Consider the following 19632-nt stretch of genomic DNA (forward strand, 5'->3'; position numbering starts at 1 on the left):
ATGGGCATACCGCCTGTCACATCACGGCCACAGCGCGGAGTTCACCCCGGAGGGGGAGGCCAGTCGGGCCGGCGGGGGTCGGATCGGGGGTCGCCATCCGGACCAACCGGACGGCCGGTTGATCCACTTTTGCGCACCACACAGCGGCGTCGCTTATCGTCGCTGTGTGGACCGACCGCTCTTCGTGGTAGGCGACGTGCACGGGCACCTCGCCGAGCTCACCCGCGCCCTGCACGCCCAAGACCTCGTGGACGAGGCGGGCGACTGGGTGGGCGGGGACGCCGAGCTGTGGTTCCTCGGCGACTTCGTGGACCGGGGCCCCGACGGCATCGGCGTCATCGAGTTCGTGATGAGGTTGTGCGAGCAGAGCGGCGGCCAGGTAAACGCCCTGATCGGCAACCACGAGATCCTGCTGCTGGGGATGCACCGGTTCGGCGACGAGCACGTGCCCAACGCGCCGACTCCGCGCAGCTTCGCGCGCAGCTGGCTGCTCAACGGCGGCCTGCGCAGCGACCAGGACCGGCTGACCGACCGGCACATCGAGTGGCTCACCTCCCGCCCGGTGCTGCACCGGGTCGACGGCCACCTGCTCATGCACTCCGACACCCTCGCCTACCTGGAGTGGGGCGACTCGATCGACGAGGTCAACGCGGCGGTGCACGAGGTGCTCGACGGGCACGACCTCGACGCGTGGTGGGAGTGCTGGCGCAAGATGACCACCCGGTACGCGTTCCGCGGACCGGACGGCGGGACGGTGGCCGCGGACCTGCTGGAGGTGCTCGGCGGGGCCGAGGTGGTGCACGGGCACAGCGTCATCGCCGACCAGCTGGGCGTGCCGCCGCAGGAGATCGACGGGCCGCTGCGGTACGCGGACGACAAGGTGCTCGCCATCGACGCCGGGTTGTACAGCGGGGGGCCGTGCCTGGTGGTCCAGCTCGACCTGCAGGACGAAGTGGACGAGCTGGACGGTTAGTGCTCGGCTGGGTGGGGTGGGGTTGGGTGTCTCAGGCGGGCACGATCTCCTTGCCCAGCGGCATGAGGGACACCGGGACCATCTTGAAGTTGGCGATCCCGAGCGGGATGCCGATGATCGTGATGCACAGCAGGACGCCGCTGACCACGTGCCCGATCGCCAGCCAGATCCCGGCCACGACGATCCAGATGATGTTGCCGATCAGCGACGGCGCGCCGGACCCGGGCCGGTCCACGACGGTCCGGCCGAACGGCCACAGCGCGTAGTTCGCGATGCGGAACGAGGCCAGGCCCCAGGGGATGGTGATGATCAGGATGCAGCACACGATCCCGGTCAGCACGTACCCGATCGCGAGCCAGAACCCGCTCAGCACCAGCCAGATGAGGTTCAAGATGATCCGCACCCCACCATCTTGCCGGACGTGGGGCTCTCCGTGCCGAAACGGCGCCAAGAGGGTGCGGAGTGGGGCCCGTGAGGGGCGGTCAAGTCGATAGGTGGATCAAGGTGCCGTTGAGCGCGATGACGGCGGCGGCGACGATCACGGCGGCGGCGGTGACTGATCGGTGGTTGGCGTGTTCGCCCATGACGGAGCGGCGGGACGTCAGCCACACGAGGGGGACCAGCGCGAACGGGATCCCGAAGGACAGGACGACCTGCGAGAGCACGAGCGCCCAGGTCGGGTCGACGTCGAGCGCCAGGACGATCAGAGCCGGGATGAGCGTCACCACGCGGCGGGCCAGGATGGGGACGCGGATCTTGAGCAGGCCGTCGAGGACCACCGCGCCGGAGTAGCAGCCGACGGCGGTCGACGCGAAACCGGACGCGAGCAGGCCGATGGCGAACAGCAGCGCGACGCCGCTGCCGAGTTGGGTGCCGATGGCCTGGTGGACGCCTTCGAGGCTGTCGACGTTGTCGGACCCGCGCAGCGCGGACGCCGCGAGCAGCAGCATGGCGAGGTTCACGGCGCCGGCCAGCACCATGGCGGTCACCACGTCGACCTTGGTGGCGCGCAGCAGGTGGGGCGCCTTGCCGTGCCGGTCGCGGGCGAGCGCGGAGTGCAGGTAGACGGCGTGCGGCATGACGGTCGCGCCGAGCATCCCGGCGGCCAGCAGCACGCTGTCCGTGCCGTCGAACCTGGGGATCAGGCCGGTGACGGCCTCGCCGGACGGCGGTGACACGACCAGCCCGGCGGCGAACCCCACGGCGACCACGACCAGGAGTGTGGTGATGACCCGCTCGAACGGGCGCTGGCCGCGCTTGTCCTGGACGAGCAGCAGGGCGGTGGAGACCACGCCGGTGATCAGGCCGCCGAGCAGGAGCGGCAGGTCGAACAGCAGGTGCAGCGCGATCGCTCCGCCCAGGACCTCGGCCAGGTCGGTGGCCATGGCGACGACTTCGGCCTGGCCCCAGTAGGCGAGCCGGACGGGTCGCGGCATCCGGTCGCGGACGGCTTCGGGCAGCGACTTGCCGGTGACCAGGCCGAGCTTGGCGGAGAGGTACTGGACGAGGCCGGCCATGACGTTGGCGGCGACGAGGACCCAGACGAGCAGGTAGCCGTAGCGCGCGCCGGCGGCGGTGTTGGTGGCCACGTTGCCGGGGTCGACGTAGGCGATGGCGGCGACGAACGCCGGGCCCAGCAGTGCGGCACCCGTTCGGACGCGCTCCAGAACGGTCACGTCCCGCCATGTTGCCAGATGCTGGCGATAAGCGGTGGGCCGGTTCGAGGACCGGTTCGAGGGGTGGGACGGGAGTGGGCTTCAGGGAGGGGGAGTGCGATTCGGAAAGTGCGATTCGGGGAGTGCGATTCAGGGAGTGCGGTCCAGGGAGTGCGGTTCAGGGGAGAGGAGCAGGGCTGAGGTGATGGTGACCACGGCGTGAACAGGGTCGCGGCTGGGGGTGAGCAGGTGGCTGATGACCAGGCGGACGACGTGCTCGGCGATCAGCTCGGCGCGCTCCTGGGACAGCCACGGGTAGTGCAGGTGGAAGTGCTCCAGGTAGACGTCGGTCGCGGCGGCCATGATCGGGTGCCCGCGCGTGGTCACCAGCGGGAGCATGTCCTCGGCGTTGGCCCCGCCGAAGACGGACCTGGTGAGCGGGTCGTGCGCGGTGCGCTCGAAGACGAAGGCGATGGAGTCGCGCACGCCGTCGACCGGGTCGGGGGCGGTGCTGAGCCGGGAGCGGACGCCGTCGAGGAATTCCTCGGTCTTGTAGAGGGCGACGGCGTGCACGATCCGTTCCTTGTTGCCGAACTCGTTGTAGACGGACTGCCTGCTCACCCCCGCTTTGGTGGCGACGTCGGCCATTCGGAGGCCCTGGACGCCGCGCGCGGCGAGGAGATCCGCCGCGGCCTCGAGCAACGCGCGGGTGAGTTCCGTCACGACGCCAGCTTTACACAGAGCGGCTTTTTGTAAACCCCTGGCGCCCGTAGAGTGCGAATGTGCCGTTGACCGTGGGATTCGACCTGGACATGACGCTCATCGACCCCCGGCCGGGTATGGCCGCGGTGATGGACGCCGTGGCCGCCGAATGCGGCTACCCGCTGGACGGGGCGCACTTCGCGGCCAACCTGGGCCCGCCGCTGGACATGGTCTACCGCGACCGCGGCGTGCCCGAGGAGGAGATCCCGGAGCTGGTGGCGCGGTTCCGCGCCCTGTACCCGGAGATCGTCATCCCGGCGACGGTCGCCCTGCCCGGAGCGGCGCAATCGCTTGCGGCGGTGCGTGAGCTGGGCGGGAGCACGCTGGTCGTGACGGGGAAGTACCGGGCGAACGCGGCGTTGCACCTGGCGGCGTTCGACTGGGAGGTGGATCAGCTCTTCGGTGAGCTGTGGTCCACCGGCAAGGCCGAGGCGTTGAAGTCCGCAGGGGCGGCCGTGTACGTGGGCGACCACGTGGGTGACATGCGTGGCGCGCTGGCCGCCGACGCGGTGGCGGTGGGCGTGGTGACCGGTCCGTGCTCGCGCGAGGAGCTGGCGGACGAGGGCGCGGACGTGGTGCTGGCCTCGCTGGAGGAGTTCCCCGCCTGGCTGCGGGAGAACGCGCCTAGGCTCGCCGACGGGAGTTGCGCACGGCGCTGACCACGCCCAGCGCCAGGCCGGCCGGAGCCAGCAGCCAGCCCGCGGCGAACACCCAGGCGGGCAGGCCCTCCTTGCCGGCGATGAACATCGCGACGATGGCGACGACGCCCAGGGCGAACAGGGCCACTGCCACCGGCATCAGCTTCTGGGACGTCATGTGGGTGAGCGTAGTCCGGGGTTGTCGCGCAATCGGAGGTGCCCTGGCAGGGCAGTTCTGGATAGTCTGGTGGGACGCGTCCTGGGCACGCCTGGGGCGCGTTCGTCGTGTAGTTCTCAAAGGGATTGGTGAGCACGGTGCCGACCGGCAAGGTCAAGTGGTACGACTCGGAGAAGGGCTTCGGCTTCGTCACCCAGGACGGTGGCGAGGACGTGTATGTGCGGAAATCCGCGCTGCCTCCGGGCGTCGAGGGCCTGAAGGCCGGACAGCGCATCGAGTTCGGCATGGCGGAGGGGCGGCGCGGGCCGCAGGCCCTGTCCGTGCGGCTGATCGATCCCGCCCCCTCGGTGGCCGAGGCTCGACGTCGTCCGGCCGAGGAGTTGCACGGGCTGATCGACGACATGATCAAGCTGTTGGAGATCAAGGTCCAGCCCGAGTTGCGGCGTGGGCGGTACCCGGAGCGGAAGAACACCAAGTTGATCGCCGATGTGGTGCGGGCGGTGGCGCGGGAGTTGGATCCGTAGCCGGGGTGTTTGGGCTTGTGGGCTTCTGAAGAGTCCTCGCCGGACGGGCGAGCCGCCAAGGATGACTCAAAGAAAGAGCGGGCGTCGTGTCATCCCCGTGTGGCCCGGTCAAAGACAACCACCCTTGAGTGGAGGGCGCAAGCGAAAAGCGTGCTTGCGCCCTCCACTCAAGCGCGGTTCGCTGCGCGCGGGCCACACGGGGATGACACGACGCGGCAGGAGGATTGGGCGGCGCGGGGGTTGTGCGGCGCGGGGGTTGTGCGGTGCGGGGGTTGTGCGTCGTGTTTCGGTTTGGGGTTATTTGCGGTCGTCTACTGAGAGGACCCAGGTTCCCCTGGCTACGAAGTCGAAGGTGCCTGTGGTGCTGGCTTCGATTCGGGAGCCGTACTGCTGGACTTCTACGCTTTCCAGTTGGTCGCCCGGGTTCGGGAGGACCAGGGTGTAGGCGTATTGCGGGTCGTTCTTGGTGAAGAGTTTGCTGCGCAGGGGCTCTTGCGGTGTGCCTTGGGCGTCGCGGTAGGTGAACTTCACCGACCAGGCGGTTTTCGCCAGGTCGCCCGGGACGGAGATCTGGACCGGTTTGCCCGGACGGACCTTGAGCACGCCGGTTGCCTGCGTGTCGACGTCGCAGTTCTCCGACTTCACGTCGCAGTACTGGGTCGGCTGCACGGTGACGGTCTTCCCGTCGGCGTAGAACGTCACCTCGGGGTCGTGGGGTGCGGCACAGGCCGCGACGACCAGGAGCAGCAAGATCGGCAGTACTCGGCGCACGGGCCAGGAGCCTACGGTGTGACCGGGGTCGGGCGGATCGGGCGGTCGCCGCCCAGGCCCGGGATGAGGGAACTGCCCTGGCGGGACAGGATCGTCTGGGCCAGGCCGCAGGCCAGCAGGCCGGACAGCACGGTGAAGCCCACCCAGTACTCGGTGGGCAGCAGGACGCCCAGCGCGCCGCCGAACACCCAGCCCAGTTGGAGGATGGTCTCCGAGCGGCCGAACGCGGACGCGCGGGACTGTTCGGGCAGGTCGTCCTGGATCACGGCGTCGAGGCTCACCTTGGCCAGGGAGCTGGCCGTGGCTCCGACCAGGCCCACGGCGGCGGCGGTGATCAGGCCGGGGAGCAGGGCGGCGACGATCGTCGTGACCAGGGTGGCGCTCAGGCAGCCGATGACGACCTGGTCGGGCTGGCCGAAGTGGAGTCGCGCGCCCACGGCGTTGCCCAGGAAGCTGCCGACGCCGGCCGCGCCGGCGATCGCGCCGAGCAGGAGCAGCTGCATGAAGGCGTCGCCCTCGGTCTGGGCGCGGACGACGAACGCGGCGAACAGCATCAGGAAGCCGGTGAGCATCCGGATCGTGCCGTTGCCCCAGAGGCTCACCACGACCGTGCGGCCGAGGGGTTGGCGCTTGGGTTTCTGGGGTTGGGCCCGCAGTGACGTCGGGACCTCGCCGTCGGTCACCTCGACCCACGACGGGATGCGCAGGCACAGCCAGGCGTTGCCGAGGCAGAGGACCGCCGTGAACCAGAGTGCGCCGGGGGAGCCGAAGATGTTGGCGAATCCCGCCGCGAACAGGCCGAAAACACCGCCGGCGGCCAGACCGAAGACGGTCATCCGCGCGTTCGTCTTGGACAGGGTGATTTCGCTGGGCAGCACTCTGGGGGTGATCGCCGCCTTGAGCACGGTGAACGACTTCGACAGGACCATGCTGCCCAGTGCGGCCGGGTAGAGGCCCCAGTTGTCGAAGTTCATCGCCATGACGATGGCCAGGACGACCCGCAGCACGCAGGAACCCGCCAGGGCGAATCGGCGGCCGTGCTGGATCTTGTCCAGGGCCGGGCCGATGACCGGGGCCACCAAGGCGAACGGGGCCACGGTGATGAGCAGGTAGAGGGCCACCTTTCCTTTGCTCTCGCCGGTGGCGGCGGAGAAGAAGAGGGTGTTCGCCAGCGCTACGGCCATGGCGGCGTCGGCCGCGTAGTTCATCATCACGGCGTAGGTGAGGGAGGAAAGGCCGGATTGCTTCGCGCCGTCGGCGTGAGCCGCTTTGCGGAACGCGGTCACGGCTTGTTTGCTCAGTTGCCGGGTTCGCCACAGGGCTACGCGGGTGACGGTGAGCTTCTTGGGGGCGGGGGGAGGGGTGCTGATGGGGGTGGTGGGGTGTTCGGGGCCTTGGGGGCCCTGGGGGTGTTGCTGTTCCTGGTTCTGGTGCTGGTGTTGGTCCTGGTGGGGGTACGGCCGGGTGCGCGGCTTGTACTCGTCGTCTTCCCACGGGTACCGCCGCGACGGGTCTTCCGGCCGTTGACGCGTCACGTGGTCAATCCTGCCTCACGCGCACCGCCCTGTCTCAGACATTGCTCCCGGTGAGCACGGTGGCGATGGTCTCGCCGGGGATGTCGTGCGCGGCGATGGCGGCCAGACCCGCGGCTCCGGCCGGTTCCAGGACGAGGCCCAGGGTGTGCAGGGCGGTGTCCGCCGCGCGGCGGATGGCGTCGTCGTCCACCAGGACGATGTCGTCCACCAGGGCCTTGAGGCGGGTGACGGCCTCTGGCACGGGCACCCGGACGGCGATGGTGTCGACCGGTCCGGTGTGGGTTCTGCCTGCCCAGGCGTGTGCCAGGACGGGTGCGCCTTGGGCGCAGACGCCGATGATCTTGGTGCTCGGCGAGTGTTCCTTGAGCCACCTGGCCATGCCGGTGATCAGGGCTCCGTCACCCACCGGGAGGACCGCCGCGTCCAGTGCCAGGCCGGCGGTGAGCAGTTCCACGGCGATGCTGCCCGCACCCTCGGAGATCGCCGGGTCCTTGCCGTCCTCGATGAAGATCGCCCCGGTCCGCTCGGCGTGGCGGCGGGCGGTGTCCTTGGCCCCGGTGAAATCGCCCTCGATCTGGTGGACGGTCGCGCCCAGGGAGCGCATTCGGGTGATCTTCGCGGGGATGGCCTGGGCGGAGGCGAACACCTCGACCGGGAAGCCGTGGGTGCGGCCGGCGTAGGCGAGGGCCTGGCCGAAGTTGCCCGCCGACGCGCAGACGACCGGGTGGGCGGCGGTCAGCGAGGTGGCCAGGAAGTCGGCTCCGCGACCCTTGAAGCTGCGCAGGGGGTTGGTCGTCTCGACCTTGACCAGGATCCGGCGGTCCAGTTCGGCGCACAGCTGCTCGTCGACGTACTGCGGGCTGTCGCGGAACACCGGATCGATGATCTTGGCCGCTCGGGCGATGTTCTCCAGGTCGAGGTCCATGGCCTGAACGGTAGAGCGGGGGCGGGTGGGCGCGATTGAAAGTCATCCCGCTTTGGCGCAAGATTTTTGCGTGGACGACGTGGATCGCAGACTGCTCGACCAGCTCCAGCGCGATGCCGGGTTGACCCTGCACGAGCTGGGGGAACTGGTCGGGCTCTCACCCAGCGCGGTGCAGCGGCGGATCAACCGGTACCGCTCCTCGGGGCTGGTGAGCCGGCAGGTCGCGGTGCTGGACGGGGCCCGGTTGGGCGGCATGCTGGCGATCGTCCTGGTGGTGCTCGAACGCGAGTCCAACGCGCACCACCGGCGGTTCGCCGAGCGGATGCGGGCCACGCCCGAGGTGCAGCAGTGCTACGAGCTGGCCGGCCGCTGGGACTACCTGGTCGTGCTGTCCACGGCCGACATGGCGCGGTGCCGGGAGCTGGGCGACGCGTTGTTCCAGCGCGACGAGAACGTCAAGCGCTACGAGACCATGCCGGTGTTCGACGCGGTCAAGACCGGGCTGGCGATCACCCTGTCCGGAGCTTGACGCGGAAGATCGTCGGCCAGTTCTTGCCGGTGACCAGGAACTCGTCGGTGTTCGGGACGGCGGCGATGCCGTTGAGGACGTCGGTGGCCGGGACGTCCTTCGGGCGGATCGGCGCGAGGTCGACCGTCGCGGTGACGTTTCCGCTGGTCGGATCGATCCGCACGACCTGGTCGAGCTGCCAGAGGTTGGCCCACACCTGCCCGCCGACGCACTCCAGCTCGTTGATCCGCACCAAGGGGATGCCGTTGCGCTTGACGGTGACCTTGCCGGTCTCGGCGAACGTCACCGGGTCGCGGAAGGTCAGCTCCTCGGTGCCGTTGCTCATCACCAGGCGCTGGTCGTCGCGGCACAGGCCCCACCCCTCGCCCTCGTACGTGACGCGCCTCACTTCGGTCAGCGTCTCGCGGTCGCGCTGGATCGCGACGCCGTTCTGCCAGGTGATCTGCCAGATCTTGTCGCCGACGACGGTGACGCCCTCGCCGAACAGCTCGGGGTCGAGGTCCACCTGCTTGGTGACCTGGCCGTTCCCCGGGTCGATCCGCCGGATGGTGGACCGCCCCTCCAGGCCGGTGCCCTCGTAGAGGACGCCGTCGACCAGCTCCAGGCCCTGGGTGAACGCCGTCGGGTCGTGCGGGATCGTGCCCAGCACCTCGACGCCCGTTTCGGGCTTTTCGGGCTGTTCCGGTCCGCTCGGGGCACCCGTGCACGCCGCCGACAGGACCAGCACCACGACCACCAGGAGCCACCGCACGTCCGAAAGGGTGGCACGTGTGCACAGGGCGGTGCAGACGTGCGGCACAATTCACCTGTGACCGCCACGCCGACCCAGCAGCCCGAACCAGTGCTCGCCGACCCGGTGCTCCTCGACTCCGGGGCGGTCGGGCTAGCCCGTGCCGCCGCGCAGGAGGAAGCCGGGGAAGAACCCGTCGGCGACCACGTCGGCGTGCTCGCCGAGGACGACGCGTCGGTCACCCACCTGTTCGAGGCCGAACGCGCGGGCTACCGGGGCTGGTCGTGGGCGGTGACCGTGGCCCACGCCGGCGGTGGCACGCCCGTGTCGGTGTCCGAGGTGGTGCTGCTGCCCGGCAACGACGCGCTGGTCGCGCCCGACTGGGTGCCGTGGCACGAGCGCGTGCGCGCCGGCGACCTCGGGGTCGGCGACCTGCTGCCGCCGCGCGAGGACGACCCGCGGCTGGTCCCCGGCTACGTCGAGTCCGAGGACCCGGCGGTCGAGGAGGTCGCGCTGGAGGTCGGGCTCGGCCGGGTCCGGGTGCTGTCCCGCGAAGGCGTGCTGGACGCCGCGTCGCGCTGGCACGGCGGCGACTTCGGCCCGCGCAGCGACATGGCCCGCAGCGCGCCCGCCCGGTGCGGCACGTGCGGCTTCTACGTGCGGGTCGCGGGGTCGCTGGGCGCGGGCTTCGGCGTGTGCGCGAACGAGCTGACGCCGGCCGACGGCCACGTCGTGCACGTCGAGTACGGCTGTGGCGCGCACTCCGAGGTCGAGGTGGAGAACATCCCGGCCGTGCCGGTGGCCGACCTGGTCTACGACGACGCCGTGCTGGACGTCGAGGCGAACGCGCCGGAATCGTCTAGGTGAGCCGGGACCCGTTCGGCACCGAGGCGCTGCGCGACTCGGTGCTCGCCGCGTGGCGCGGTTCGCCCACCAGGTTCCGCGAGGACGCCAACGCCGAGGAGGACCTGCGGCTGGGCGGCTACCGCGACCGGCTGCTGGTGGAGCTGGCGCAGAACGCCTCCGACGCGGCCGGCGGCAGCCCGGGTGTGCTGCGACTGTCCGTTGTGGACGGTGAGCTGCGGGCGGCGAACACCGGTGCGCCGCTGACCGCGGCCGGGGTGGCGGCGCTGGCGTCGCTGCGCGCGTCGGCCAAGTCCGCGGACACCGTCGGGCAGTTCGGCGTCGGGTTCGCGGCCGTGCTCGCGGTGACCGACGCCCCCAGGGTCGTGTCGACCTCCGGCGGCGTGCTGTTCTCGGCGGCCCGCACCCGGCAGGCGGTGCCCGAACTGGCGTCCGCGCGCGGTGGCGACGTGCCCGTGCTGCGGATGGTGTGGCCGACCGACGAGGCCGACCTGCCGCCGGGCTTCGACACCGAGGTCCGGCTGCCGCTCAAGGTCGACGGCTCCGCCCTGCTCGCCGAGTTCGCCCGGCAGGTCCCCGACCTGCTGCTGGCGCTGCCCGGCCTGCGCCGGGTCGAGGTCGGGTCCGACGTGTGGGAACGCGCCGAGGACGACGGGGTCGTGGTGCTCACCGGCCCCTCCGGCTCGGCCCGATGGCGGGTGCTGCGGGTGGCCGGCGAGCTGCCGCCGTCGCTGGTGCAGGGCGTCGAGGCGCGGCCGCAGTGGCACGTGTGCTGGGCGTGGCCGATGGACGAGCCGCTGACCGGCGACGTCCTGCACGCGCCGACGCCGACCGACGAGAAGATGTCGTTGCCCGCGCGGCTGATCGCCACGCTGCCGGTGGAACCGTCCCGGCGGCGGGTGCTGGTGGGCCCGGCCGCGTCGTTCGTGCTGGACCGGGCCGCCGCCGCGTACCCGGACCTGGTGACCGCGCTGCCGGCCGTCGAGCGGACCGCGCTGGTGCCGCTGCCCGGCTTCCCGCTGTCCGAAGTGGACGGACTGCTGCGCGACGGCGTGCTGGCCGCGCTGCGCAAGGCGTCCTGGCTGCCGCTGGCCAGCGGCGAGTGGACCGCGCCCGCGTCGGCCAAGGTGCTCGACGCGCCGTCGGAGGAGCTGGTCGAGCTGCTGGAGGACGTCGTCCCCGGCCTGCTCGACGCCGAGCTGACGCTGCCCGCGCACGCGAAGGCGCTGGCCGCGCTCGAAGTGCCCCGGATGTCGGTGGGCGAGGTGGTCGAGGCGCTGGCCGGTGTCGGCGGCGACCCGGACTGGTGGCGGCAGGTCTACCAGGCGCTGTCCCCGCTGGCCGACGTCGACTCCACCGCGCGCGAGGAGATGGCCGCGCTGCCCGTGCCGCTGGCCGACGGGCGGCTGGTCAGCTCGCCGCGCGGCGTGCTGGTGCTGTCCTCGGACACGCCGCCGGACCTGTCCGGGCTGCGGATCGCGCACCCGGACGCCGCGCACCCGTTGCTGCTGCGGCTGGGCGCGACCGAGGCCGGCCCGGCCGAACTGCTCGACTCCGACGCCGTGCGCGAGTCCGTGCACCGCAGCCTCGACGACCCCGCGATGGACGGCCCCGAGCTGGTCCGGACGGTGCTGTCGCTGGTCGCGCGGGCCGGTGGCCGGCCGTGGCTGGGGGAGCTGGCGCTGCCCGACGAGTCCGGCGAGTGGCGGCGCGCCGACGAGCTGGCGTTCCCGGACTCGGCGCTGCTGTCGGTGCTGGAGGAGGACGCGCCGATCGGCACGCTCTCGGCGGAGCTGGCCGCCGCGTGGCCGCGCGAGGTGCTGGCCGGCGTGGGCGTGCTCGACGGGTTCACCGTGGTCGAGGACGACGCGCCGACCGAGCCCGACCACGACCTCGCCGACGAGGGCTACTGGTGGGACGGGGCGGACGAGCCGCCGACCCGGGTGCGCGGCATCCGCGACCTCGACCTGGTGGCGCGTGACAAGTGGCCGCAGGCGCTGGGCCTGATGGCCGGCGACCCGGTGACGTGGCGCGCGGTGACCGAGCCGGACGGCTACACGGGCTGGTGGCTGGCCCGCTACGCGACCTTCGACGGCGTGCCGCTGGGGTCGTGGCGGCTGGCCGACGCCGAGGGCCTGGACGGGCTGTACGACGTGGTGCCGGACGTCGGCCTGCCGGCGCACGTGCTGGCGGCGGCCGGGGTGCGGACGTCGCTGGAGGTCGTGGACGAGGACGACGTCAACGACCTGTTGGCGCGGTTGGGCGACCCGGAGCGCAAGCTCGCGGACGCGCTGGTGCTGCGGGTGCACGCGGCGCTCGCGGAGGTCGCCGACTCGGTGGGCGTCGAGCCGCCGGACCGGGTGCGGGTGCTGACCGGCGAGGCGGTGCCGGCCGACGACGTCGTGGTGCTGGACCTGCCGTGGCTGCTCGGCGTGCTGCCCGGCAACCAGGTGCTGGCCGCCGAGGGCTCGGCGGAGGTGCTGGCCGAACTGCTGGCGCTGCCGCTGGCGTCGGAGGAGATCACCGGCGAGGTCGACGGCGACGGCGACGAGGTGGTCTGGTCGGAACTGGGCGCGGTGCGCCTGGCCTGCGACCTGCTGGGCGTCGACCTGCCCACGACGCCGGTGGTCGTGCACGACGACCTGGTGGTGGAGTTCGAGGGCGAGCGCCACGAGGTGTCGTGGTGGGTGGCGGGCGAGGTCCCCCACGCGACCGACACCCCGGAAGGGCTGGCCCGAGCCCTGGCGTGGTCGACCAACCGCTGGCCCGACCGCCACACCTTCGCCGCCCTGATCACCGACCCGACCCCGACCGTCCTGCTCGGCTGACAACCGCGACGCCCCCTGCTTTCGTTCAACCGGCGAGGTACGCCACTGTGGTCGGTTCGCCCTAGGATCGCGCCATGACGGACGTCCCGCCCGAGGTGTCGCGGACCAGTCGGCGGACGGCCGGGTTCGGGAAGGTCATCGGGGTGGTGTCGGCCCTCGGGACGGCTGCCGTGGTGGTGTTCGGGGTCGTGGAGGCCGAGTCCTGGTGGCTTTCGGTGGTCATCGGCGTGTGCGGGGTGTTCGCGGTGCTCGTCGTGCTCGGGATGGTCGCCGCCGTCGGTCGGGATGCCGAGCAGACTGCCGCGCTCGACGCTGTCGGGACGCGGGTCCGGGCCGAGGTCGTCCGGGCCGAACGGGTCGAGACCGCTGATGACGTCGTGTACGAGATCGGGTTACGGATCCCGCTGCCCGACGGGACCGCGTTCGACGTCGAACACCGGTGTGGCCACCACACCTGCGCCGCCGCCACGCGGGAGGCCGCGACCAGCCGTCCCGTCGTCGTGGACCCGACCACCCGCGCGTGGGCCGTCGTGCACTGACGGCTAGTCGACCAGGCCTTGCTGAGCCGTGCGCGAACCCCTTCGGGCCGCTGATCGTTGCCACCGGAAGATGCCGTAGCCGATCACCCCGAGCGCGGCACCCGACAGACACGTCCACAGCAGGGTGGTCTGCTCCCGGAAGAACACCAGCACGACCACGAACGCGAGCAGCCACAGGGCGGTGCCGCCCGCGATCGCCGGCACCGGGTCCGCCAGGCGCGCCGGCAGCGGCGGCGGGGCGGGCGGCGATTGGGTCTGTTCGGCCACGTCCGGCAGGCTACCTGCCGGAAACCCGGGTGCGGCACGCTCGCCCCGGTGACACACCCACGGAAAGGGGAGCGCGGCATGGCCATCGGGCTCGACGGCTTCTTCAAGATCTCCGAACGCGGCTCCACGGTCGGGCGGGAGGTCCGCGGCGGCGTGGTCACGTTCGTGACCATGGCCTACATCGTGGTGCTGAACCCGCTGATCCTGGGCAGTTTCGCGGCGGACGACCCGTCGGCCAAGAAGGACGTGCTCGGCGCGATCCTGCCCGTCTCCCAGGTCGCCGCGGTCACCGCGCTGTGCGCGGGCGTGATGACCATCCTGTTCGGACTCGTCGCCAACTACCCGTTCGCGCTGGCCACCGGCCTGGGCATCAACTCGTTCGTGGCCGTCTCGATCGTGCCGAAGATGACCTGGCCGGAAGCCATGGGCCTGGTGGTGGTGAACGGGCTGGTCGTCCTGCTGCTCGTGGTCACGGGCGTGCGCACGGCGGTGTTCAACGCCGTGCCGCAGGAGCTCAAGGCGGCGATCGCGGTCGGCATCGGGTTGTTCATCTGCTTCATCGGGCTGGTCGACGCCGGGTTCGTGCGGCGGGTCCCGGACGCCGCGGGCACGACCGTCCCGGTCGGACTGGGCATCAACGGGTCCATCGCGTCCTGGCCGACGCTGGTGTTCGTGGTCGGGCTGGTGGTCACCGGGATCCTGGTGGCGCGCAAGGTGAAGGGCGCGATCCTGATCGGTGTGCTGGGCGCCACCGCGCTGTCGATCGCGATCGAGGCCCTGGTGCACGCCGGTCCGTCCAAGGGTGTGGACCCGCAGGGCTGGAACCTCGGCTACCCGGCCCTGCCGGAGCAGGTGCTCGGCCTGCCGGACCTGTCGCTGCTGGGCGAGGTGTCGTTCGGCGCGTGGAGCCGGGTGCCCGCGCTGACCGCCGCGCTGGTGGTGTTCACGCTGGTGCTCACGGACTTCTTCGACACCGTCGGCACGATGACCGGCCTCGGCAAGGAAGCGGGCCTGATCGGCGAGGACGGGCAGCTGCCGGGCGTGAGCAAGGCGCTGTTCGTGGACGGCGTGGGCGCGGTCGCGGGCGGTGCCTCCTCGTCGTCGTCCAGCACCGTCTACGTCGAGTCGGCGGCGGGCATCGCGGAGGGCGCGCGGACCGGGCTGGCCAACGTCGTGACCGGCCTGCTGTTCCTGGTCGCGATGTTCCTGACCCCGCTGTACTCGATCGTCCCGGTCGAGGCCGCGGCCCCGGCGCTGGTGATCGTGGGCGCGCTGATGATCGCGCAGATCAGGGAGATCGACTTCGGCGACTTCTCGGTGGCGCTGCCCGCGTTCCTGACGATCGTGGTCATGCCGTTCACCTACTCGATCGCGAACGGGATCGGCGCCGGTTTCGTCAGCTACGTGCTGCTGAGGGCCATGACCGGCCGGGCCCGCAGCGTGCACCCGTTGATGTGGGTGGTGTCCGCGGCGTTCGTCGTCTACTTCGCCGTCGGACCCATCCAGGCAGCTCTGGGCAACTGAATGGGAAAGTTCACACGATGGGTGCAGAGATCGTGAGGTATGCTAACTACGTGGCGGAAGTCGACGTGGAGGCAGGGCTGGCGAGCCGGTTGCGGTTGGCCGTGGTCCGGCTCACCCGTCGCCTGCGCGCCCAGCGGGTCAACTCCACGATCTCGCTCACCCAGGTGTCCGCGCTGTCCACGTTGCACAAGTGCGGACCGCTGACACCGGGCGAGCTGGCCGCGAAGGAAGGCGTCCAGCCCCCGTCGATGACGCGGGTGATAGCGGCGCTGGAGGAGTTCGGCTTCGCCACCCGGCGACCGCACCCCACCGACGGCCGGCAGGCCATCGTGGAGCTGAGCGAGTCGGGCAACAGCTACATCAACGAAGAGGTGTCGGCGCGCGAGGCGTGGCTGGACAAGCGCCTGGCCGAGCTGACACCGGAGGAACGGGGCGTGCTGTCGCGCGCCGCCGGGATAATCGACAGGATGGCGGGGCAGTAACGAGTGCCGGCGTACGCGGGTGGTGCGGAGACCGATCGGACCGATCGCGGCAAAGCCCTACCCCCGCCGGCCAAGCGGCGAATGTTCGGTTCGCTGCACGTGCGCAACTACCGCCTCTACGTCTCCGGCCAGGTCGTCTCCCTGGTCGGCCTGTGGATGCAGCGGGTCGCGCAGGACTGGCTGGTCCTGGAGCTGTCCGACGGCTCCCCGGTGGCCCTGGGCATAGCCGCCGCCCTCCAGTTCGCCCCGACGCTGTTCCTGTCCCTGTGGGCCGGTGTCCTGGCCGACCGCCTCGACAAGCGCAAACTCCTGCTGGTCCTGGAAACCGGTCTCGGCCTCTGCGCCCTCGCACTCGGCCTCTTGGACGTCACCGGCGTGGCCGAACTCTGGCACGTCTACCTCCTGTGCCTGCTGCTCGGCGCGGTGTCGGCGGTGGAGACCCCGGTGCGCCAGTCGTTCGTGGTCGAGATGGTCGGCCGTGACCAGCTCACCAACGCCGTCGCGCTGAACTCGATGACGTTCAACCTGGCCCGGATGGTCGGCCCCGCCGTGGCGGGCGGCCTGATCATCTTCGTCGGCACCGGCTGGGTCTTCCTGATCAACGCCGTCAGCTTCCTCGGCGTGATCGTCGGCCTGTTCCTGATGCGCCCCGCCGACCTGCACCGCAGCGAACCGGTGCCCCGCGAGAAGGGCCAGCTCCGCGAGGGCCTGCGCTACGTCCGAGGCCGCCCCGACCTGGTCATCCTGCTCTTCCTGGTGTTCTTCATCAGCACGTTCGGCCTGAACTTCTACGTGACCCTGGCCGTGATCGCCCGCAACACCTTCGGCGGCGACGCGGACGCCTACGGCCTGCTGTCCACCATGCTCGCGGTCGGCACGCTGGCCGGCGCGACCCTGGCGGCCCGCCGCAGCGCCAAGGGCAAGCCCCGCCTGCGCCTGCTCATCCTGGGCGCGCTGGCGTTCGGCGTCCTGGAGATAGCAGCGGGCCTGATGCCCTCGCTGCTCCTGACCGGAGTGGTCCTGATCCCGGTGGGCATCGCCATGATGACCTTCACGACCACCGCCAACGCCACCGTGCAACTGGCCGTGACCCCGGCCATGAGGGGCCGCGTCATGGGCCTCTACATGCTGGTGTTCCTCGGCGGGAACCCGGTCGGCGGCCCCGTGATGGGCTGGCTGGCAGAACACTTCACCGCCCGAGCCCCCCTGGTCGCGGGCGGGATCGTCTCCATCCTCGCGGCCCTGGTCGGCGGCCTGGTCCTGGCCAGACGAGGCGGCCTCACCCTCCCCACCCACCGCCTGGGCCTGCGCCGCAGGTCCAGGGTCTGACAACCCACCGGTGCCACAAGGCCCGGTACGTCGGACTTCCCATCGAAGCGAAGTTAGGCTAACCTAAGTCTCGTCGCTTCGTGGTGGGAGCGGCAGTCAGTTCGGGAACAGACGAGGCCCCGCCTCCCGGTCGTACCGCCGGGGAGCGGGGCCTCGTCGTGTCAGCGGTGAGGGCTTGTCGGAGCATCCACCGCCGAGCCAGGAGAACGGACGACAGGTCCGTTCAGCAGCGGCTCACTGGGCGGGGAGCAGGAGCCCGTTCTGCCCGGCCCGCGCCGCCTCGAAGCGCGCGTTCACGTCGTCCCAGTTCACGACGTTCCACAGGGCGGAGATGTAGTCCGCCTTGAGGTTGCGGTACTGGAGGTAGTACGCGTGCTCCCAGATGTCGAACACCAGCAGCGGCGTCGTCGCGATCGACAGGTTCGAGTGGTGGTCCTTCAGCTGCTGGGTGATCAGCCGCTGACCGACCGGCTCCCACGCGAGGATGCCCCACCCGGAGCCCTGGATGGTCGACGCGGCGGCACCGAGCTGCGCGCGCAGCTTGTCGAACGAGCCGAAGTGCTCGTCCACGGCGGCCGCGAGCTCGCCGACCGGCTTGTCGCCGCCGTTGGGCGACAGGTTCTTCCACCACACCTGGTGCAGCGCGTGGCCGGCCAGGTGGAACGCCAGCGTCGTCTCCAGGCCCACGATGGAGCCGAAGGAGTCCTTGTCACGCGCCTCGGCGATCTGGTCGATCGTGTCGTTCGCGCCCTTGACGTAGGCGGCGTGGTGCTTGCTGTGGTGCAGCTCGTTGATCTCGCCGATGATCGCGGGTTCGAGGGCGGCGTAGTCGTAGTCGAGATCCGGGAGCACGTACTGGGCCATGACAATCCCCTCGTTGCAACTCTCTAGTACCTGCAATCTACTTGCAACAGCCCCTGCCCGAAACCGGGGTGCTGATCACAGGGGTTTTTGCGACGATCGGGAATGTGTCCGCCCTGACAGCTCGCGCCGTGTCGCTGTCGTTCGGTCCGAGGACCGTTCTCCAGGAGGTAGATCTCGATGTTCCCGCTGGTCAACGCGTAGGTCTGGTAGCGCCCAACGGCGTGGGGAAGTCGACCTTGCTCAAGGTCCTGGCAGGCGAGATCCAGCCCGACGAGGGCACCGTCACCGCCACCGGCACCGTCGCCCGCCTCACCCAGGAGGCGACCGTCCACCCGGGAGAGTCGCTGCGCGACCACCTGGCGAGACGAACCGGGGTGGCCGAGGCCGTCCGCCGCTTCGAAGCGGCGACCGAAGCCCTGGCCGCGGGCGAACCGGGCGCCGACGACGCCTACGCGACCGCCTTCGACCACTGGACCGCGACCGGCGCCGCCGACTTCGCCGAACGCGCCGCCGAGACCTGCGACAGGCTGGGCCTGCCCGCCACCCTCCTGGACGAGCAACGCCCGCTCTCCGGTGGCCAGTCGGCCCGGCTCAGACTGGCCGGCATCCTGCTCACCCGGGCCGACGTGGTCCTGCTGGACGAGCCCACCAACGACCTGGACGACGCCGGCCTGGCCCAGTTGGAGGAGCACGTCCTCACCTCCAGAGCGGCCATGGTCCTGGTCAGCCACGACCGCGAGTTCCTGGCCAGGACGGCAACCCGCATCGCCGAACTGGACGAGTTCACCCACACCGTCACGGTCTACGGCGGCGGCTGGGAGGCCTACCGGGCAGAACAGGCATCAGCCAGGGCCAGGGCCCAGGAGGACTACGAGCAGTACGCCGCCAAGCGGGACTCCCTGGTCCAACGCTCCCGGCAGACCCGCGAGTGGTCGAAGGCGGGCGTCCGCCGCAACGCGAAGTCGAAGGAGAACGACCGCAACATCAGGGCGGCCCGCAAGGAGGGGGCGGAGAACCTCACCGCCAAAGCGTCCACAGTGGACAGAGCGCTGGCCCGCCTGGACGAGGTCGAGGAACCCCGCGACCCGTGGGAACTGCGCCTGACCCTGCCCACGGCGGGCCGGGGCAGCACCATCGCCTTCACCCTCCGCGACGCCGAGATCAGCCGGGGAGAGGTGACCCTGGGCCCGGTCGACCTGACCATCGGCGCGGGCGAGCGCTGGCGCATCACCGGCCCGAACGGCTCCGGCAAGTCCACCCTGCTGGCCGCCATCCTCGGCCGACTGCCCCTCACCAGCGGACACCGCAGCCAGGGCACGTCGGTGGTGGTCGGCGAGATAGACCAGGTCCGAGCCGCCTTCGCCACGACCAGCCCGGTGCTCACCATCGTCAAGAACGCCACCGGCCTGGAAGAAGTAGAGGTCAGAACCCTCCTGGCCAAGTTCCGGGTCGGTGCCGACACCGTCCTGCGCCCGGCGGACTCCCTGTCCCCGGGCGAGCGCACCAGGGCGGGCCTGGCCATCCTCCAAGCCACCGGCACCACCTGCCTGGTCCTCGACGAGCCCACCAACCACCTGGACCTGGCGGCCATCGAACAGCTCGAACAAGCCCTGGAAACCTACGAGGGAACCCTCCTGCTGGTGACCCACGATCGGCGGATGGCCGACGCGGTGGGGGTAGACCACACGCTGGACGTGCGGACCCTGGCAAGATGA

At 70.9% G+C, this 19632-nt stretch carries 21 protein-coding genes; 11 read left to right on the plus strand and 10 right to left on the minus strand.

The features are described 5' to 3' along the window. Window positions 1-166: 166 nt before the first annotated feature. Window positions 167-973: a metallophosphoesterase gene (locus BN6_RS02560; RefSeq protein ID WP_015097963.1), complete on the plus strand. Its 807-nt coding sequence runs from the start codon at window positions 167-169 to the stop codon at window positions 971-973. A gap of 31 nt (window positions 974-1004) precedes the next feature. On the opposite strand, the gene BN6_RS02565 is transcribed toward BN6_RS02560, so the two are convergent. The 3 genes from BN6_RS02565 to BN6_RS02575 form a co-directional block, all read right to left on the minus strand. After that, window positions 1005-1376 carry a YccF domain-containing protein gene (locus tag BN6_RS02565; protein ID WP_041311716.1) on the minus strand — a complete coding sequence of 124 codons (372 nt, stop codon included), beginning with the start codon at window positions 1374-1376 and terminating at the stop codon, window positions 1005-1007. Window positions 1377-1455: 79 nt separating this feature from the next. Beyond that, on the minus strand, window positions 1456-2649 hold the full coding sequence (locus BN6_RS02570) for an Nramp family divalent metal transporter (protein WP_015097965.1): 1194 nt from the start codon (window positions 2647-2649) through the stop codon (window positions 1456-1458). 129 nt (window positions 2650-2778) lie between these two features. Further along, a complete protein-coding gene (locus BN6_RS02575) occupies window positions 2779-3351 on the minus strand; it encodes a TetR/AcrR family transcriptional regulator (protein WP_041311721.1) in 573 nt (190 codons plus the stop codon). 59 nt (window positions 3352-3410) lie between these two features. Between BN6_RS02575 and BN6_RS02580 the strand changes: the two genes are divergently transcribed. Further along, complete coding sequence (locus BN6_RS02580; protein ID WP_015097967.1) at window positions 3411-4049, plus strand: HAD family hydrolase; 639 nt, start codon at window positions 3411-3413, stop codon at window positions 4047-4049. Here BN6_RS02580 and BN6_RS02585 read toward each other — a convergent pair. Beyond that, window positions 4015-4206, minus strand: coding sequence for a hypothetical protein (locus BN6_RS02585; protein WP_041311725.1), 192 nt, complete (start codon window positions 4204-4206; stop codon window positions 4015-4017). The genes BN6_RS02580 and BN6_RS02585 overlap by 35 nt on opposite strands. 137 nt (window positions 4207-4343) lie before the next feature. On the opposite strand from BN6_RS02585, the gene BN6_RS02590 reads away from it, so the two are divergent. Further along, window positions 4344-4730 (plus strand): cold-shock protein, encoded by a 387-nt coding sequence (locus BN6_RS02590; protein ID WP_041315926.1) that lies wholly within the window; start codon window positions 4344-4346, stop codon window positions 4728-4730. Window positions 4731-5027: 297 nt separating this feature from the next. Here BN6_RS02590 and BN6_RS02595 read toward each other — a convergent pair whose 3' ends face one another. From BN6_RS02595 to BN6_RS02605, 3 genes are read right to left on the minus strand one after another with little or no spacing between them, the layout of a single operon-like run. Then, window positions 5028-5501, minus strand: a complete 474-nt coding sequence (locus tag BN6_RS02595; RefSeq protein WP_015097970.1) for a DUF2771 family protein — start codon at window positions 5499-5501, stop codon at window positions 5028-5030. Between the two features lie 11 nt (window positions 5502-5512). Next, window positions 5513-7036, minus strand: coding sequence for an MFS transporter (locus tag BN6_RS02600; RefSeq protein WP_015097971.1), 1524 nt, complete (start codon window positions 7034-7036; stop codon window positions 5513-5515). A 34-nt stretch (window positions 7037-7070) separates the two neighbouring features. Beyond that, the gene (locus BN6_RS02605; RefSeq protein WP_015097972.1) at window positions 7071-7961 is read right to left on the minus strand and encodes a threonine ammonia-lyase; all 891 of its coding nucleotides are present in this window, start codon (window positions 7959-7961) and stop codon (window positions 7071-7073) included. Between the two features lie 70 nt (window positions 7962-8031). Here BN6_RS02605 and BN6_RS02610 point away from each other — a divergent pair, with 70 nt between their 5' ends. Continuing rightward, a complete protein-coding gene (locus tag BN6_RS02610) occupies window positions 8032-8490 on the plus strand; it encodes an Lrp/AsnC family transcriptional regulator (protein WP_148302716.1) in 459 nt (152 codons plus the stop codon). Here BN6_RS02610 and BN6_RS02615 read toward each other — a convergent pair. After that, window positions 8471-9241 (minus strand): glutaminyl-peptide cyclotransferase, encoded by a 771-nt coding sequence (locus tag BN6_RS02615; RefSeq protein WP_041315929.1) that lies wholly within the window; start codon window positions 9239-9241, stop codon window positions 8471-8473. The two genes, BN6_RS02610 and BN6_RS02615, sit on opposite strands and share 20 nt — an antisense overlap. A gap of 57 nt (window positions 9242-9298) precedes the next feature. Here BN6_RS02615 and BN6_RS02620 point away from each other — a divergent pair, with 57 nt between their 5' ends. From BN6_RS02620 to BN6_RS02630, 3 genes are all read left to right on the plus strand, one after another. Then, entirely contained in the window at window positions 9299-10087 is a 789-nt protein-coding gene (locus BN6_RS02620) for a DUF3027 domain-containing protein (protein ID WP_231904957.1), read from the plus strand. Beyond that, the gene (locus BN6_RS02625) at window positions 10084-12912 is read left to right on the plus strand and encodes a sacsin N-terminal ATP-binding-like domain-containing protein (RefSeq protein ID WP_015097976.1); all 2829 of its coding nucleotides are present in this window, start codon (window positions 10084-10086) and stop codon (window positions 12910-12912) included. The genes BN6_RS02620 and BN6_RS02625 overlap by 4 nt, the downstream gene beginning before the upstream one ends. A 74-nt stretch (window positions 12913-12986) precedes the next feature. Then, window positions 12987-13451, plus strand: a complete 465-nt coding sequence (locus tag BN6_RS02630; protein WP_015097977.1) for a hypothetical protein — start codon at window positions 12987-12989, stop codon at window positions 13449-13451. 3 nt (window positions 13452-13454) lie between these two features. On the opposite strand, the gene BN6_RS02635 is transcribed toward BN6_RS02630, so the two are convergent. Next, window positions 13455-13718: a DUF2530 domain-containing protein gene (locus tag BN6_RS02635; RefSeq protein WP_041311730.1), complete on the minus strand. Its 264-nt coding sequence runs from the start codon at window positions 13716-13718 to the stop codon at window positions 13455-13457. Between the two features lie 78 nt (window positions 13719-13796). Between BN6_RS02635 and BN6_RS02640 the strand changes: the two genes are divergently transcribed. The 3 genes from BN6_RS02640 to BN6_RS02650 are packed head-to-tail and all read left to right on the plus strand — an operon-like array spanning window position 13797 to window position 17053. Then, on the plus strand, window positions 13797-15242 hold the full coding sequence (locus tag BN6_RS02640) for an NCS2 family permease (RefSeq protein ID WP_015097979.1): 1446 nt from the start codon (window positions 13797-13799) through the stop codon (window positions 15240-15242). 17 nt (window positions 15243-15259) lie between these two features. Then, window positions 15260-15724 (plus strand): MarR family winged helix-turn-helix transcriptional regulator, encoded by a 465-nt coding sequence (locus tag BN6_RS02645; protein WP_015097980.1) that lies wholly within the window; start codon window positions 15260-15262, stop codon window positions 15722-15724. Window positions 15725-15727: 3 nt separating this feature from the next. After that, window positions 15728-17053, plus strand: a complete 1326-nt coding sequence (locus tag BN6_RS02650) for an MFS transporter (RefSeq protein WP_015097981.1) — start codon at window positions 15728-15730, stop codon at window positions 17051-17053. A 234-nt stretch (window positions 17054-17287) separates the two neighbouring features. Here BN6_RS02650 and BN6_RS02655 read toward each other — a convergent pair whose 3' ends face one another. Next, window positions 17288-17917: a superoxide dismutase gene (locus BN6_RS02655; RefSeq protein ID WP_015097982.1), complete on the minus strand. Its 630-nt coding sequence runs from the start codon at window positions 17915-17917 to the stop codon at window positions 17288-17290. Window positions 17918-18021: 104 nt separating this feature from the next. Between BN6_RS02655 and BN6_RS02660 the strand changes: the two genes are divergently transcribed. Further along, a complete protein-coding gene (locus BN6_RS02660; RefSeq protein WP_041311733.1) occupies window positions 18022-19632 on the plus strand; it encodes an ABC-F family ATP-binding cassette domain-containing protein in 1611 nt (536 codons plus the stop codon).

The sequence above is a fragment of the Saccharothrix espanaensis DSM 44229 genome, assembly GCF_000328705.1.
Lineage (GTDB): Bacteria > Actinomycetota > Actinomycetes > Mycobacteriales > Pseudonocardiaceae > Actinosynnema > Actinosynnema espanaense.